This window comes from Nocardia sp. Tas62D01 (assembly GCF_055232035.1).
Window position 1 is genome coordinate 970,422 of record NZ_JBUYUZ010000001.1, and the last position, 15,932, is coordinate 986,353.

General features: G+C 65.1%; 13 protein-coding genes and 2 pseudogenes. 7 read left to right on the forward strand and 8 right to left on the reverse strand.

What is annotated here, in order from left to right:
• Window positions 1-83: 83 nt before the first annotated feature.
• Entirely contained in the window at window positions 84-509 is a 426-nt protein-coding gene (locus tag ACV7NQ_RS04880; RefSeq protein ID WP_463358521.1) for an ANTAR domain-containing protein, read from the reverse strand.
• Between the two features lie 178 nt (window positions 510-687).
• Between ACV7NQ_RS04880 and ACV7NQ_RS04885 the strand changes: the two are divergent.
• A pseudogene (locus ACV7NQ_RS04885) lies at window positions 688-885 on the forward strand (hypothetical protein); the annotation flags it as partial.
• Window positions 886-1,224: 339 nt separating this feature from the next.
• Here the strand turns inward: ACV7NQ_RS04885 and ACV7NQ_RS04890 are convergent.
• The gene (locus ACV7NQ_RS04890) at window positions 1,225-2,469 is read right to left on the reverse strand and encodes an MFS transporter (RefSeq protein ID WP_463358522.1); all 1,245 of its coding nucleotides are present in this window, start codon (window positions 2,467-2,469) and stop codon (window positions 1,225-1,227) included.
• A gap of 137 nt (window positions 2,470-2,606) precedes the next feature.
• On the opposite strand from ACV7NQ_RS04890, the gene ACV7NQ_RS04895 reads away from it, so the two are divergent.
• A complete protein-coding gene (locus ACV7NQ_RS04895) occupies window positions 2,607-3,671 on the forward strand; it encodes an IS110 family RNA-guided transposase (protein WP_463365542.1) in 1,065 nt (354 codons plus the stop codon).
• Window positions 3,672-3,784: 113 nt separating this feature from the next.
• On the opposite strand, the gene ACV7NQ_RS04900 is transcribed toward ACV7NQ_RS04895, so the two are convergent.
• Window positions 3,785-4,348 (reverse strand): hypothetical protein, encoded by a 564-nt coding sequence (locus ACV7NQ_RS04900; protein ID WP_463365543.1) that lies wholly within the window; start codon window positions 4,346-4,348, stop codon window positions 3,785-3,787.
• Window positions 4,349-4,357: 9 nt separating this feature from the next.
• Window positions 4,358-5,511, reverse strand: a pseudogene (gene metG / locus ACV7NQ_RS04905) (methionine--tRNA ligase); the annotation flags it as partial.
• 201 nt (window positions 5,512-5,712) lie between these two features.
• Between metG and ACV7NQ_RS04910 the strand changes: the two are divergent.
• Entirely contained in the window at window positions 5,713-7,152 is a 1,440-nt protein-coding gene (locus ACV7NQ_RS04910; protein ID WP_463358523.1) for an NF041680 family putative transposase, read from the forward strand.
• 474 nt (window positions 7,153-7,626) lie between these two features.
• Here ACV7NQ_RS04910 and ACV7NQ_RS04915 read toward each other — a convergent pair whose 3' ends face one another.
• The gene (locus ACV7NQ_RS04915; RefSeq protein WP_463365544.1) at window positions 7,627-8,901 is read right to left on the reverse strand and encodes an IS4 family transposase; all 1,275 of its coding nucleotides are present in this window, start codon (window positions 8,899-8,901) and stop codon (window positions 7,627-7,629) included.
• 91 nt (window positions 8,902-8,992) lie between these two features.
• Window positions 8,993-9,319 carry a hypothetical protein gene (locus ACV7NQ_RS04920; protein WP_463358524.1) on the reverse strand — a complete coding sequence of 109 codons (327 nt, stop codon included), beginning with the start codon at window positions 9,317-9,319 and terminating at the stop codon, window positions 8,993-8,995.
• Window positions 9,320-9,704: 385 nt separating this feature from the next.
• Between ACV7NQ_RS04920 and ACV7NQ_RS04925 the strand changes: the two genes are divergently transcribed.
• The 3 genes from ACV7NQ_RS04925 (at window position 9,705) to ACV7NQ_RS04935 (ending at window position 12,184) form a co-directional block, all read left to right on the forward strand.
• Window positions 9,705-10,541 (forward strand): hypothetical protein, encoded by an 837-nt coding sequence (locus ACV7NQ_RS04925; protein ID WP_463358525.1) that lies wholly within the window; start codon window positions 9,705-9,707, stop codon window positions 10,539-10,541.
• Between the two features lie 122 nt (window positions 10,542-10,663).
• Window positions 10,664-10,792: a hypothetical protein gene (locus ACV7NQ_RS04930; RefSeq protein ID WP_463358526.1), complete on the forward strand. Its 129-nt coding sequence runs from the start codon at window positions 10,664-10,666 to the stop codon at window positions 10,790-10,792.
• 1,038 nt (window positions 10,793-11,830) lie between these two features.
• Window positions 11,831-12,184: a DUF4870 domain-containing protein gene (locus ACV7NQ_RS04935; protein ID WP_463358527.1), complete on the forward strand. Its 354-nt coding sequence runs from the start codon at window positions 11,831-11,833 to the stop codon at window positions 12,182-12,184.
• Window positions 12,185-12,752: 568 nt separating this feature from the next.
• Here the strand turns inward: ACV7NQ_RS04935 and ACV7NQ_RS04940 are convergent.
• The gene (locus ACV7NQ_RS04940; protein ID WP_463358528.1) at window positions 12,753-13,589 is read right to left on the reverse strand and encodes a transposase family protein; all 837 of its coding nucleotides are present in this window, start codon (window positions 13,587-13,589) and stop codon (window positions 12,753-12,755) included.
• Window positions 13,590-13,778: 189 nt separating this feature from the next.
• Here ACV7NQ_RS04940 and ACV7NQ_RS04945 point away from each other — a divergent pair, with 189 nt between their 5' ends.
• Entirely contained in the window at window positions 13,779-14,096 is a 318-nt protein-coding gene (locus tag ACV7NQ_RS04945) for a hypothetical protein (RefSeq protein WP_463358529.1), read from the forward strand.
• A gap of 166 nt (window positions 14,097-14,262) precedes the next feature.
• Here the strand turns inward: ACV7NQ_RS04945 and ACV7NQ_RS04950 are convergent, their stop codons facing one another.
• Complete coding sequence (locus ACV7NQ_RS04950; RefSeq protein ID WP_463358530.1) at window positions 14,263-15,426, reverse strand: protein kinase family protein; 1,164 nt, start codon at window positions 15,424-15,426, stop codon at window positions 14,263-14,265.
• Window positions 15,427-15,932 lie beyond the last annotated feature (506 nt).

Sequence of the window (15,932 nt, forward strand, 5' to 3'; positions counted from 1 at the left end):
GGCAGGCCAGCACCGGGTTGTTCGGTAATCGGGCCCGGATGTTCCCTGGCAGAGGCCAGGAGCGGTACGGAAGACACCCGCGTTCACGGTGGAGCAGTGCCGACACGCAATCGTCGCCGCGATGACCACGCGACCAGCGCATCAGCTGAGGCCGCGACGCCACACGGACATGTTCTACTGGCACACCACCGACCAGTCATAACAGCTGCGCGCCAACGAGATTCGCGCCGATCGGGTTGGAGCCACGATATGGGTCGGTCGAACAGTACGCTGCCGTCGGCGGTGCCGTCGACAACGCGCGGGGCGTAGTCGGACAGCCGAAGGTTGTGGCTGCGAGCGTAGGCCCGCGACTGCTTGAAGGCGTCGTCCATGCTCAGCCCGCCACGTTCGGAGAGCACGCCTCTGGCCTGTTCGATGATGATTCCGGTGTTCAACGGGGCCTGCAGTTGTCGATTGACCACTTCGGTGCGGGTCACCACACGCTGGTGCAGGATCCCGATCGTGGCCACGTCGGCCAATGCTTGTTTGCTACCTCGACACCCGCCGCCGCACCGAACAACAACCAGTGCAATAACATTCAGCACAGTGGTGGATGAGGGGCGATCAGTCTCGTAATGCCGGCTCGCGAGGAAGCCAGAGAAGTCTTGATCATGCCGGCGCGCCAACGCCGGTCGGGAAGGTACGTCCGTGTTTACGGTAGTTCAGAACACCCCGTCTGCCAACGACGGTGGGTCGGCTCGCTCGCTGCTCGATGCGATCGTTCGTGATGGTGCCCGGCAGATGCTGGCTGCGGCGTTGAAGGCCGAGGTCGCGGCTTATGTTGCCCAGTTCAGCGACCAGCTCGATGAGAACGGTCACCGCTTGGTGGTTCGCAACGTTTACCACGGCGGGGCCGTGTTCCACAAGGGCAAACTGCTACAACGACCGGTCGACATCGCCGTGAAAGCACCGACCAACCCGTCATCAACCGAAGCGGAGGAGGTCGCCTGAAAACTCCTCATTCACAGGTCTTGACAATATCTCCACACCGGTTGGCCGTGCCGAGATCGCTGTGCAGGACGCCGGAGCCGATGTCCGTCAGCTGTTGCCGTGCGGTGTCGAAGTTCGTCGCGAGTTCCCGGGCCCGGGCCGGATCGATCTATCCACCGTGCCCCCTTTGTTCGTTGTCGCCAGACTAACCCGGTTCAGGGCGGCGACCCAGCGTGTCACCGGGTCGAGCGCGGGTCAACCCATCCGCCGGATCGACCAGACCGATCTCACACACAGATTCATCGCCACGGCGGCGATGATCCCTACCGCGCAGACGAACTCGAGGACGAACAACGAGACGTCCCGACCGGCGAGGCCGACCGCCAGGTAGCCGAACGGGACCGCCGACAATTCCCCCAGGGACGTGAACGCATAGACACGGCCCTGCATGTCGTCGCTGATGTGCTGGCCCAGCGCGGTCGACCAGCAGATGATGCCGATGTCCGCCGCCACCGAACAGGCGACGACGATCGCAATCGGGCACTGCGCGGCGAGCGCGATTAGCGGCGCGGCCAGGGTACCGCACGCGAGGATGCTCACCACGACCAGTCGCCGTGGCCGCCACCGCAGCATGACGAACCCGCCCAGCACCATCCCCAGGCCCCACCGCGCGGATCCGCCGTCGGCCTGTGCCATGATCCCGGGCCCGGTCAGTTGGTAGCCGACCCGCCAGCACAGGACGAGTAGGGAACCGAAGATGACATTGGCCGACAGCCACGTCTTCCGGCTGATCTCGACCGCGCCGTCGAGCAGCGACCGCCACGCGCCGGTGGCGCGGCCGGTGTCGACGCGGGCGAGATCGAGCTTCAGCACCATCACCGCGGCGAGGAAGAAGGTCGCGGCATCGAAGACCAGCACCCAGCCGGGCGAGGTCACCGCCGCGACCGCCGCGCCGACCACCGGGCCCGCGATTCGAATCGTGTTGCCTCCCACCCTGTTCACGGCGTTGACGGAAGGCAGCTGCTGGACGGAGCCGACGACCTGGCGCAGAATCCCCTGCGCCGCCGGTCCGATGACGGTCACCGCCGCGCCCGAGACGAAGCCCGCCACGGCGAGACTCACCGTGTCGTCCGCGCCGGAGAGCACCAGAGCCGCTGTGCACAACTGCGCGATCCCCGCTCCGCAGCGACCGATCACCAGCAGCCTCGACCGCGAGAACCGGTCGGCCAGTACCCCGCCCAGCAGCAGGAACAACAGCGCGGGAATCGTGTTGAGGGCCAATACGACCGACAAACCGGCGAAACCCGAACCGGTGCCGAGAACAGCGAACGCCAGCGCCACCGGAGCCACCGACGACCCCAGCATGCTGATCATGTTGGCGGCCAGGACCCGCCTGACAGAGAGGATGTAGGTGAGTACCTCCCGCCGGGGGTCTGACCCACCGCCTGACTGACTCGGGGTCCTCAACGGGATCTGTCGGCCCGGGCGGGAGGTACTCATGTGCACTCACCGGGTGTGGCGTTGTGACTTCATAGGAGCCTGGCCACAGGCCCCATCTCTGTCTTGTCCACGTTGCCCGGCTGGTGCGTGCCGCCCTGCCCCCCACTGACATGAGCAACAGGACGACTATGCCTTTCATTACACACCAACCCGCCACCATGATCGAGGTCGCCGGTGGCGTCGATACCCACCAGGACACTCACACCGCGGCGGTGACCGATCTGGTCGGGCGGGTGCTGGGCACCGCCGAGTTCCCCGCTGATTCGGCCGGTTACGCCGCGTTGCTGGCCTGGATGCAAGGGTTCGGGCGCCTGGTCCGGGTCGGTGTCGAGGGCACCGGGGTCTACGGTGCCGGCCTGGCCCATGTTCTGCGCGGTCATGGCCTCGACATGGTGGAGGTGGATCGTCCCGACCGCAAGACTCGCCGGTTCCAGGGCAAGTCCGATCCGATCGACGCGATTCACGCCGCGAAGACCGCTCTGGCCGAAAACCGCACTGGCACACCGAAACAACGCGACGGCCGTATCGAAGCTCTCCGCAACCTACGTGTGGCCCGCCGCTCGGCGATCGACCAGCGCGCGGATGCACAACGCCGGATCAAGGCATTGATCGTCACCGCCCCCGACGAACTCCGCGGGCGGCTGCGCGGACTGTCGGTCACCAAGCTGATCGCCACCTGCGCCGGACTACGACCCGACCGCGCCGACGCCGCGACACCGGTCACCGCCGCGAAGATCGCGCTACACTCGCTGGCCCGCCGCCACCAGCAACTCACCATCGAGATCACCGATCTGGACGAACTGCTGGACCCGCTCGTGGCCGCCATCAACCCAAAACTGGTCGCCGCCAACGGCATCGGCACCGACACCGCCGGCCAACTACTGGTCACCGCGGGCGAGAACCACGACCGGCTACGCTCGGAGGCCGCTTTCGCCATGCTCTGCGGCGTCGCCCCGATCCCCGCCTCCTCCGGCAAAACCAACCGCCACCGCCTCAACCGCGGCGGTGACCGCCACGCCAACGCCGCTCTCTACCGCGTCGCGCTCTGCCGACTGCGCTGGGACCCACGCACCCGCGCCTACACCGAACGGCGTACCAAAGAAGGCATGTCCAAGAAGGAAATCATCCGCTGCCTCAAACGCTACATCGCCCGCGAGCTCTACCAGCTCATCACCGCCGAACCCGCCCAAATCACCACTTGACATCCATAGGAGCATCCCGAGGTTCGGCCAGTATCGTCCGGGACGTATCGGCGGCGCGCAGCGTATCGGCCCCGTCCACGATCTCCCCCCTCACCCGGTGCGCGGATTTCGCCCTAGTGGATCTCGTCCTCGGCTCCGAAGCGTTCCCGCCACCGATCGACATCGTCCTCGGTGATCTTGGCGAACAGCACGGGCGGCACCGTGAACCGCGTTCCGGCGTCCAACCAGGCCAGCACGGCCACGTCGGGCGCTTGGGGCCAGCGAATGCCGGACACGTCCTGTTCGGGCGCGAGCCAGAGTCGCCGCAGCGTCCGCGCGGTCGTGGGTATTAACGGCTCGGAGATCTGCGCGAACAGGTAGATGATATTGGCGGCGGTCCGCAATGTGAGCGCGGCGGCTTCGAGATCGGTCTTCAACTGGGTCCACGGCGCTTTGTCGTCGATGTATTCGTTGCCGAGACTCCACATCGCGCGCAGAACCGCGGTAGCCTTTCGCAGCTCGATCCGGTCGAGGTGATTCTCGTAGCGCTCGAACAGTTCCACCAGCCGCCCACCGAGCTCTCGCTCCGCGTCCCCCTGCGCCGCACCGGCGGGCAGCGCGTCGCCGAATCGCTTCGCGATGAATGTCAATACCCTGTTGACGAAATTACCCAGTACGTCCGCGAGATCCTTGTTCACCTGACCGGCGAACAACTCCCAGGTGAAACTGACATCATCGGATTCGGGAGCGTTGGCGATTATGAAATACCGCCAGTAGTCGGCGGGGAGCAGGTCCAGCGCGTCATCGGTGAACACGCCGCGATGTTGCGAGGTGGAGAACTTGCCGCCGTAGTAGTTCAGCCAGTTGAACGACTTGATGTAGTCGACCATTTTCCAGCGCTCCCGGACACCGAGTTGCATCGCCGGGAACATCACGGTGTGGAAAGGGACATTGTCCTTGCCCATGAATTCGGTGTAGCGCACGTCCTCCGCGTCGAACCACCACGACTTCCAGTCGGCGCGTCGCGGGTCGGCGTCGGACCATTCCTTGGTGGCGGCGAGGTATCCGAGTGGTGCGTCGAACCACACGTAGAACACCTTGCCCTGGGCGGCCAACTCCGGCCAGACGTCCGCGGGCACGGGCACGCCCCAGTCGAGATCGCGGTGACGGCACGGTCGTGCACACCCTCGGCGAGCCATTTCCGCGCGATGGACACCGTCAGGTGCGGCCACTCCCCGGCGACCGCGTCGATCCATGCCTGGATCTCGTTCTGCAGGGCGGACTGCCGGAAGTACAGGTGGGCGGTCTCCCGCACCTCGAGATCCGCGGTGCCGCTGATCGCCGAGCGCGGGTCCACGAGGTCGGTCGGGTCGAGCAGCCGAGTGCAGTTCTCGCATTGATCGCCGCGGGCGCGTTCGTAGGCGCAGTGCGGACACGTCCCCACCACATAGCGATCCGGCAGGAAGCGCCCGTCGGCCGCGGAGTACACCTGACGTACGGATCGCTCCTCGAGGAACCCGTGTTCATGGAGTTTTCGCGCAAAATGCTGTGTTATCTGCGCGTTCTGCGGCGACGATGTACGTCCGAAATAGTCGAACGACAACCCGAACCCGTCGTAGATCTGCTTCTGGGTGTCGTGCGCGCGGGCGCAGAACTCCGCGACGGTCGTGCCCGCCTCGGCCGCCGCCAATTCGGCCGGTGTGCCGTGTTCGTCGGTGGCACAGATAAACAACACCTCATGTCCGCGAGCGCGCATGTACCTCGCGTAGACGTCCGCCGGCAGCATCGACCCGACGAGGTTGCCCAGATGCTTGACTCCATTAATGTAGGGCAGAGCGCTCGTGACGAGGTGGCGCGCCATGACGGCACTCCCTTAGCTTGATTTTTAACCTCCGGGTCACTGCCCGCCGACCGTCCGGGTCGGTGTTGGAGCGGTTCGATCATCGAAACGTGTTGCTGCCGTGTTGATTTAGGGACGAATTTCGGCGTGTCGCCGTGACATGGAGCGGCCACCGCATCATCATCGTCGGGTTCCCGCTAAAGAGCCTGATGAGAAGTTGTGGTGGCCGTGCCTGTCAGTGTGCCCGAAGTATTTCGTCCGGTCGAGTCGGCGCGCCCGTCGGGACCGGAATCGCTTGCGGCGTTCCGCAATTCGTTCTATGAAAGCCTGACCGCGCGCGCCGACGCGCTGTTCGAACTCACCGACGCGGTGCTGTGCGACGACGGACCGGTCACCACGCTGGTCGGACTGTGTCTGACCGGGGAATATCGACGCGGCCACGGCGCCCTCTACGACGGTCTGAACGCCGGAAGTATCGACATCGCCCGGCTCCGGCGCGCGATCACCGCCACGACCACGGTCGGGCGAGACGACGAAGGTGCGATCATGCTGGCCGTCGATGCCAGTCCGTGGCTGCGTCCCGACGCGGCGACCAGCCCCGATCGATCGTTCTGCCATGTCTATGGCCGTGGCAGGGGGCAAGCGCAGATGATCCCGGGCTGGCTGTTCTCCTACGTCGCCGCGCTGGAGCCCGGCCGGACCTCTTGGACCACGATCCTCGACGCGATACGGCTGCACCCCGACGACGACGCGACCGAGGTCACCGCCGCCCAGATCCGGGAAGTCGTGCAACGCCTGCAAGCCGCCGACCTCCATGTTCCCGGCGACCCGCACATCAAGATCGTGTTCGATGCGGGCTACGACATCACATGCCTGGCATACGAGCTCGCGGATCTGCCCGTGGTCCTGATCGGGCGAATACGCTCCGACCGCGTCCTGGCCTTCCCCGCCGAACCCCGTGCGGGCAAGAGGGGCCGTCCCGCCAAGCACGGCCCCGACTTCGCGTTGTCCGACACCGGGACCCATCCCGAGCCCGCTGTCGTCACCACCACCGACACCGACCGCTACGGCGCCGTGCGTGCGACGGCATGGAACCGTCTGCACCCCAAACTCGCCCGCCGAGGATCCTGGGCCTACCACGACGGGGAACTGCCGATCATCGAGGGCGTCGTCATCGGGCTTCGGGTGGACCGGCTACCCGGCGACCGCAACCCGAAACCACTGTGGCTATGGTGTTCGCAACCCGACATCGCCGACCCCGCCATTATCGACCGAATCTGGCGAACCTTCCTGCGGCGCTTCGACATCGAGCACACCTTCCGGTTCCTGAAACAGACCCTCGGGTGGACCAAGCCGCGTATCCGCGACTCCGCCGCCGCCGACCGCTGGACCTGGCTCATCATCGCCGCACACACCCAACTCCGCCTCGCCCGAGGACTCACCGAAGACCTCCGCCACCCCTGGGAGAGAAAACCAACCAGCCCCAGCCGCCTCACCCCAGCCCGCGTCCGCAGGGGATTTCGCCACCTCCGCCCGACAACCGCTCTTCCGGCCCGCGCGCCGAAACCCTCACGGCCGGGTCCCGGACGCCCGCCCGGCGCAAAAAACATCCGACGCGCACCACACCAGGCGGTCGGTAAGACCACCACGGCTGCCAGTTAGAGGTTAAAAATCAAGCTTAGGGTAGACAGTCGTAGACAGGACAGTTGCGGACCGAAGCCGAATCATACTGACCCGACCGTGATGTCGCGCTGCCAGTATCACTCCGTCCGACCGAATTCCGGCTCCGCGCGCACGCGGTCGCTGACCTCTTCCACGGAATCCGATAGTCATCCGATCCGTGGGAATACATCGACCGGTCCCGGAAGCAATGCCGCTTAGCTCGCCCCCTGTAGAGCTGTGACCGGCGGTTTTGCGGATGGTCGTCGTTGTGTCGGCGTGATGCAGCTTTGGTTGGCCAGCCGGATGGTAGCGGGTCCGGTGTGACGGGTTCCCTTGTCTGCCTTGCGTTTTACTCGGAAGCTGTTGTGTCTGGCGCGTTTGACGACGCGGGGGTAGGAGCGGTGGCGGCGGGGGTTGAGGTGGCGTTTTGCGGTGATCTGTTCGGCGAGTTCGGTGTGGAGCTCGAGTTGGCGGTCAGGGGGAAAAACCGTCCGGGCCTGCGATGGTGTCGCGGGCGAGTCGGACGGTCTGGGTGAACTTCACGCGGTCGGGATCGATGCCGGTCTCGACCGCGGCCCGGCAGATCAGCGAGCAGATCGCGTAGTGGGCGATGAGGAATCCGTATATTTCCTGGCGGACCATGTCCGGGGTTTGCGAGCGCAGGGTTTTGGCGGGGCCGCGGAGCTGCGTCTTGATTTGCCTGTTCGCGGCTTCGTGTTCCCAGCGTTGGTGATAGGCCTCGGCCAGGATCAGCGAGGGTGCCTCGTGCGGGTCGAGGATGGTGGTGAGCAGGCAGATCAGCTCACCGCCTTCGCCACGGTCGGTGATCTCGTACTCGATGACGCGGGCGAAACGAGTCCGGTCCCAGTCCAACTCCTCCCCGGCTATGGCCGCCTCCAGCAGCTCGGCCCGCATTTTCGCCGGGGTTTTGGGCGCGAAAAGCAGTGTCACATAGGAGCCGTCACCGAGGCGGTCCACGATCGGCAGGTCCATAATGTCACCGAGACGCCACAACAGGTCGGCGTCGGTGTCGGCGCCCTGGCACCACAGTTTGAAACTGTAGAACCCCTGGTCACACACCAACATCATGCCGGGTTCGAGTAACCAGATCAGTTCGGCCGCGGCGGTGCGTTCACCGGTGCCCTTGCCCACGACCGGCCCGATCACCGCGCCCAGGCTCACATGCGAGCCGCATTCGGTCAACGTCACCACCCGTGCCTGTGGCAACACTCCCTTGCTCGGTTTACCGAATTCCGTTGCGTTGGCCTCGGTGTCGGCCACGTCGAACACCATGCCATCAATCGAGACCAGCCTGCGTCGCGCGTAGAACGCGTCCAGGGTCAGCCGCGACGCCACCGGCACCGCGATCCGCTCGAACAGTGTTTTCATCGGCTCGAACCCCAGCCGCTGCCGGGCCTGGGTGATCCCACCCGAGGTCGGCAAACTCCACTTCGGATCCCAACAACGCCAAAGCCGCAGCGGCCCAACCAGTTTCCGCATCACCCCCTCGTAGTCCACACCTGCGAACAACGCCAACGCGACCACGAAATACATCACCAAATGCGGCGGCAACGTCCCACCACGACGCTTGGGCGCCTTGCCGTGCTCGGAAATCGCCATCTCCACCGCATCACGGTCCACCACAGCGGTCAACACACCCAACGACACCTGATCGATCAACGACACCGCACCCACATCCACCACGTCGGCGACGCTAACCCCAGCACCGACACGATCCGGCACCGACACGCCCAAAAACGCTCCACACCAACCAGTCTCACAGACCAACCAGCTGGCACTACATCGCAATCATGCCGATGACCTGCGAAAACACGTCAAGCTAAGTGGCATTGGGCCCAGACCTGGCCGGGCACGCCAGCTCGGCGCCGATCAGATTGAGGAACTCATTGTCGGCTATATGGGTGGAGAGACGGTGTATCAGTTGGGTGTCCGGTTCGGTATCGAGCGGCGGACGGTCAGCGAGATTCTCCATCGTCACGATGCGCCGATGCGTCGTCGTGGTTTGTCTGCTGAGCAGGTTGATGAGGCTGTCCACCTTTATGGTTTGGGTTGGTCTCTTGCCAAAGTCGGTCGACACCTCGGTGTTGACGCGATGACCGTTTTGAACAAGTTCCGCGAGCGCGGGATACCCACGAGGGATGCGCAAGGACGACCGCGGGCGTAGACGGCTGCTGTCGCAGGTCGTGCGTCGGGTGGTACGGACAGCATGGGCACGAAAACGGGCCCACGGTGATCTGGCGATTTCGGCTGGTATCGCAGGTTACCCGGGCACGTCGACGCCGCCGGATTACAGCACCTGATAAAAGATTCGATGGGATCCGCACGGCCGGTGTGGTCGGCGCGAGCGGGTGGTTCAAAGCGGTCACGGCACCCGGTGGCGAACGCACTGTATTGCCGAATTGAGTGCGATGTGGCCGTCCGTAGCTTGGGCATGGCCCACATCCTCCACAGAGAAGGAAGCGGCCGAAAAGTCGGGACGGTTCAATGCCGGGGCGGTCTCTGATGTCGGAGCCCCCTCGCATACTGGCTCGATGACACAACACTGCACACGCTTCCGGCAGGACGGAACGCCTTGCACGAACCAGACCGACAACGCCGACGGATGGTGCCGCCAGGACGACTGCCACGGCTTCCAGCGCCGCACGCAGGCGATCGCCCCAGCCTCGTTCCGCGCGCCCCGCGGCACCGCCAAGCACATCACCTCGTCCCTCGACGTGCCGGTGGGCGACATCAGCGTCGCCGACGTGATGGACACGCGCGTAAGTACTCGCGCCACAGACAGTTTCCGGTTCCACCACGGCGGCAGCGCCGATAGGGCGCAGATTCAGCTGCGCGGGATGCTGGAGGATTTCCTGATCAAGTCGGCCCGGATCGTCTCCGATGCCGGGTATCTATGCCTGGCCCGTGAGGGCTATGAACTCGTGCTCTCACCGGATCGGACCGTCATCACCGCGTACTCCACGGTCCACCGAGAACGCACCTGGGATCAGTTCAAGCGCGGCGTGCCGTCGCGGTTCGGTAAGCGCCCCCGCACAGCGACCGAGCCCCGTCCCGAGCCCGGGCCGCCGGTGCTGCTGGCCGGTTTCGTCGCAGCCTTTGACCCCGAGACGGTGCATTTGACCGCTCGGGTCCGGTCATCGTTCGCGCGGCTGGCCGGATTGAGGACCGCCCCGGATCACGAACTCGACACCGCACTACGCGCGGCCGCGGGACTGCTCGCCGCTGGCCTCATCGCGCAGCGCGACGACGGAGTGTTCGAGGTTGAAACCGACGACCACATCTGGCTCGTCGCACCGGACTGCCGACTGCTCGTCGGGGTCAGACGTGCAAATTCCATCGACGAGACGGTCGGCAATGCCGGACAGTAACTGTCCTCGCCCATATCACCGAAAGTCCTCGCAAGTGGTTCGGGAGAAACGCCGTCGGCCGACGAGCTGGCTACGAACCCGCGGTCGAACGCTGGCACGCCACTTCAACGCTCTCACCGAAGGTGCGCAGGGTTATCCGCACCATCATGGCCAAGACCGGCCGCTGGCTGGCCGTCGAGCACCCAGAGATCACCGAATCCGGGCTGCGACGGGTGTGTTGTTGTCGCCGTATCTGCGGCATCGGACGCTGACCCGGGCTCGGGGTGGATTGTTCTCGTCGGAGTCGCGGCGCAACTACGCCGAGCCGCTCAGGGCAGTGGACCAGAACGACCTGCGCCGCCTGGGTCGCCGCGGTCGACCGGATGACCGTTGCTGTCCAGCTATTCCGGTTCTCCTCGTCGACGGTGCCACGAAACTCCGAGATGTCCGCCAGCTCGGGCTTGGCCATGGCCGCGGCGATGCTGGCCGGACCAATGCCGACGCCTGATGGTCCGGGAACACAACGCAGATCAGCCCGGCGGTATACGGGCCGGTGGCCTCTGAGGTCCCCGGTATTTCGGGTCCGTTCACTTCCGCCGAAATGAATCCCAACGGCGGCGCAGTGGCGGTATCACGCACGATCCAGCGTTGGGCTGGCCGCACGACCCGCGTGCCGTCGCCGTTCGGGGATCCGGTCGGCCGAGCCTGGCCGCGCCACCAGTCGAACCATTTCGCGACAGAGGCGTGATCGAACCAGGCATTGAGCAGCGCCTGGTCTTCCTCCGTGAATTCGGACAGCGTGATGTCGATTAGCACGCTGGAATTCTCACCCACGCAGCCGACACCATGGACGCCGCCGAGGCACACCGTGCGATCGAGAATCGGGAAACGACCCGGCAAGCCTCTCCTGGCACCGTCGCCGGTAGTGCGCACAACGCACTCTTCTGCCGCATACCGCGCTGATCGAACCGGTCGGAGCGGGGCAGGCGACCTGCAGGTGGCTGTATCGATTCGAGGCCGACCGAACGCACCGCGCCATGACGATGACCGCGCAGCGGCCCTTGCTCGGAGACCGACTCGGCTACTCTGCGGATTTTTAGGTGCTCGATTGTGTAATGAGCTATCACCCAGGCGTTTCGAGGTCGTCGGCAGTCGTCTCGTCGAGAGAACCACGTCCGGGATCCCGGTCGCCGGCTGGCCCGGACCTGTGGGTTCGGGCTGAAACCTGGGATCGGTAGGTGGCGCGCGCGGCATCTACTTGCCCCATGACATCTTCTCAACCTCCCACGAACCAACCGCAGTCCGCCGGTTTGGACAAAAAGACCAGCGCGATCCTGTCGTACGCACTGGGGTGGCTCACCGGAATCATCTTCCTGTTCGTGGGAAAGAAAGATCCCGATGTGAAATTCCATGCCGCGCAATCGATCGTCTTCTTCGGGGCGGTCTCGGTGGTCAATATTGTTCTGAGCATCGTCGGCTCGCTCCTCGGAGTCCTGGGGATCATCTTCAGCCTCGCCGGACTCGCAGTCGCGGTCTTCGCGGTCGTCGTCTGGATCATGGCCATGGTCCAGGCGAACAACACCGGCGGTGTCCGCGCGGAGCTTCCCATCGTCGGAAAATTCACTGCCCCATATGCCGATCAGTTGGCCAACTCGGTCAAGTAGCGGCATATTCGAAGTCCCCAGCTGGATTTCGTCATCGAGGATGCTGTCGGCACCCCTGCCTGCGGGCCAGATGCGACAGTCCGAAGATCAACGGCCCGAGGCTATCTCGGGCCGTTGGAGTCCGCGTGGAACGTCCGAGAATGCCGATTATCGAGTGGTGGGCCCTGATCGGACGCCGGTATCGTGGGCAAGCGCTCGGCGGTAGGTGTCCATGGGAGGAGGGCGCGTATGCCCACGGTGCGGCGGTTCTGGATCGAATTCGATCTGGGGAACGAACCATTTTCCTGGCCGGAGCTGCGTCAGGGCGTCGGTGTGACTGGATTCGACGAACGGGATTGCTTGTCGATGGTGGCGGATCTGCTCGACCCCGACACGGAGTTACCCCCTGTACGCCGCATCACGATCGATATCTCACTGGCCGAGAAACTCCCGGTGGACCCTCCCACTCTCGGAGTCCCGGTGGCGAGGCGTCTGGTATCCGCCGAGGAACCTTCGGACCGGGCCGACGTGGCGCCTCCGGGGTGTCGACCGAACGGTCGAACGCTCCGGCTACCCGATACCTGGAGCGTTATTCATAAGCCTCCGCGAAAAAGTGCAGTGCGACTATCGTTTTCAGGGCAGAGGGGAATTTGTGGACTGGCGCGCGGTAGCGGCCGCCTTCCTCGCTGAGCATGCGCCAGGTCTTCAGGTGAGCGACGGCTCGCTCCACCGCGGCCCGGATTCCGGAGAGTGCGGTATTGAACGCGGCCTGGCTCTCGTGCAGTTCGCGGCCCGGAGGTTTCTTGTAGGGCACCAGATCGATTCCGTCGACACCGACGTAACCGGAATCGGCGACAGTGTCGATCTCGGCGAGAAGGTCGGCGAGTCCGGAGGCGGCGTATGCGTGCGCGTCGTGTCGGGCGCCGTGCACGATCGTCATGCCGACCGCGACGAGCCTGCCGTCGAGGTCGGCGGCGATCTGGATGTTGAACCCCGGATACTGGGTTTTTCCGGAGAACAGGTCCGGGATCGCCGACCAGTCCCAGGTCGGGCAGATTGTGCCGTCCACCAGCACGGACCCGACTCCGATGACGTCGCGGGGGTTGGGAACGAACTCTTCGAGTACGTCAGCGATCACCGGTCGCAGCAGATCCCAGCGGCGGCTCACCGTGGACTGACTGATCCCGAAGAACGCGCCCGCGACATCCTGGACGAGGTTTCTGCGCATCAACGACACCACCAAAGCGACAGACCTGAACAAGCTCAACGCGTAAGGGCGACCGGCCGACTCGAACCCGCCGACGGTCTCGTGTACCCGGGCAGTCAGTTCCGTCAGTTGCCCATCGGTCAGCCCCGTAATAGCCTTGTACCGCAACGGCCCTCGTTCTCGCTCGTAGACTTCGTAACTCCACGAACTGAGATACATGAGGGCCGTTGCCAATTCGGCTGCGACGCGCCGACGTATCAAGCAGTGCGATCACCGTCTCACCGGCCACACAGGCCACGAGAGTTGCTATGCCACAGCCGATTGCGGGACAGGCTTATGAATAAGCCTCCTGTCACAGGTACGTCCCCTACGTGGTGGGACGAAATCCCGCATATCAAAAGTCTATTGGTGTCGCTGGTATACATGCACAATCCCAAGTTCGGTGATCGGAAGTGGGAGCACATGGTCTCGATGGAGCGCGCGATCTTGGCCAACGACCCGACCTATGCGGCCATGATGCGCGAAGCCCTCGACTATGTGATCGCGCGTCGCCCGACCCCGAGCGAATGGTACGACCCAACCGATGCCTGGTTCGATGATCAACGGGAACTGGACGAGTATCTGCGGGCCTTCCGTGACTACTTGTTCGGAAATCGCTCGGAGCCGATCCACCCTCCCGGCAACAATCGGCTTCCACCCGGTGCAGGACCCGGGGGCGGAGCATGAGACTCCGGGGGCAGAACGTCCTGTAAGTAGCCGCATACAGGGCGGTTTGCGACACGAAATACACTGCGGTGCAGCATCGATCGCAGATCGAGGCACGAACATGGGTATGGCCGCCCGTCCAGGTCGTCGACCGGGATCCGGCCGCGCCCACCCGCTTCCGGGTCCGTCACACGGGCTGAACGAGCACAGATGCCTGGCCGCCCAGCAGGCGGCGGATCTCCTCGTCCGGATACGGGGTGCTCCGGCTCGCCTGCTGGAACGCACGCATGAACGCGGACATCGCCGCGGCGATCGGCGCGTGCCGGGTGAGGACCGTGGCGGCCTCCTTAGGGATGCCCTCCGGCGGCTTGCCCTCGGCGAAGGCGCGCACCATCGTGGCGCGCGCCTCCCGGTCCTCCCGCCGGAGCCCGTACAGGGCGGTGACCAGCCAGTTCACCAGGTAGGTGGCGGTGTAGCCGCGGTCGTAGCTCTGGTTCTGGTCGAAGAACGCGGCCTCCTCCGGCGAGAGGTCGAACCAGGAGGAGAGCGCGAGGCCGTAGTCGCCGAAGTAGAGGCGTTGACCGTCGGTCAGGATGTTCTCGAAGTGCGCGTCGAAGTGCAGCAGCCCACGGCTGTTCATGAACGCGGTGCCGGCGGCCAGTTCCCGCTCCACCGTGGCGCAGGCCCGGTCGGCGGCCTCGTCGCCCGCCTCGATCTGGGCGTTCAGCCACCCGTGCAGGTTCTGCGGGATGTACTCCAGGAACAGCGCGATGCTCGCCGAAGAGTCCTGGAGGGCCTCGATCCGGTGGCGTACCTGCGGTCGGCCGTCCCAGTAGGCGACGGCGCGATCGATGTCGGCGAGCTCCTCCGGGAGCGGCGTCGTGTCCGGCAACACCCGCCAGTGGTACATCAGCGGGAAGCCCTCGTGTTCGGCGGCGAGCACCCAGTTCGTCGTCGTGGTGTGCACAGCGAGCTCGCGCCAGGCCCCGAAGCCCGGCCCGCCGATGAGGCCGACGCCGTACTGGCAGAAGAGCGGCACGTCGAACAGGTTCGCCGTGGACCGGACGTGCTCCGGCTGCCGTTCCAGGTCGGTGAGGGGCACTCGCTTCACAAAGACCGGGGTTCCGGCGACCTCCAGCAGCGCCGACTTCCCGCCGATACCGGCGCCGATCGGCGCGGCCGCATCCACGAGCTCGCGCAACGCGTGATCGCTGTGCAGCGCCAGGGCCATGGAGACGGCGCTGTGGGCGTGCAGGCGCGCCGGGCGCGACATGTCGCGGGTCGTCGCCGCGTCGCGGGATATCGCCGCGCCAGGTGAACAGGACGTCACTGCGTTCGCTGCGGCCTCCACGTGGGCGCCGACCTCGATTCAGCCATGGCCACGCGGTCGTGCCGGCGGCCTCCGGAGCGGGCAGGAGGTCGGTCCGGGGCCGCACCCGACGGCGGTCCCGGCTTGTCCCCCGGAACCGCACTCTACGTTACGACCTCCACGCGACGACTCCACGTAGTGAGAGACGAGGCGTCAGGCGTCGGCCTGAGGCTACGGGGCCGCTGGCTTTCGGCATGTCGCCGACCCGCAGAACGCGAAACCGCCGCAACAGGCGACACATTGATGTTCGAACAGCCACCGTTCTCGATGGCGTCAAAGGCGGCAACGAACGATACCGCACCGCTTTGACTGTGGCGGCGTGAGATAAGCTGCTGTACAGCACTTTTCGGGCTGCCGAACAACCGATATGCGGCATTTGCGGGTACTTGATCGAACCATAGCCAGTTGGAGCGAATATGGCTTATCGGTAACCGTGAACCCGTTCGTAAAGACTGGTTATGCCAGGCTGGTGACCGTATCCGTGGTCA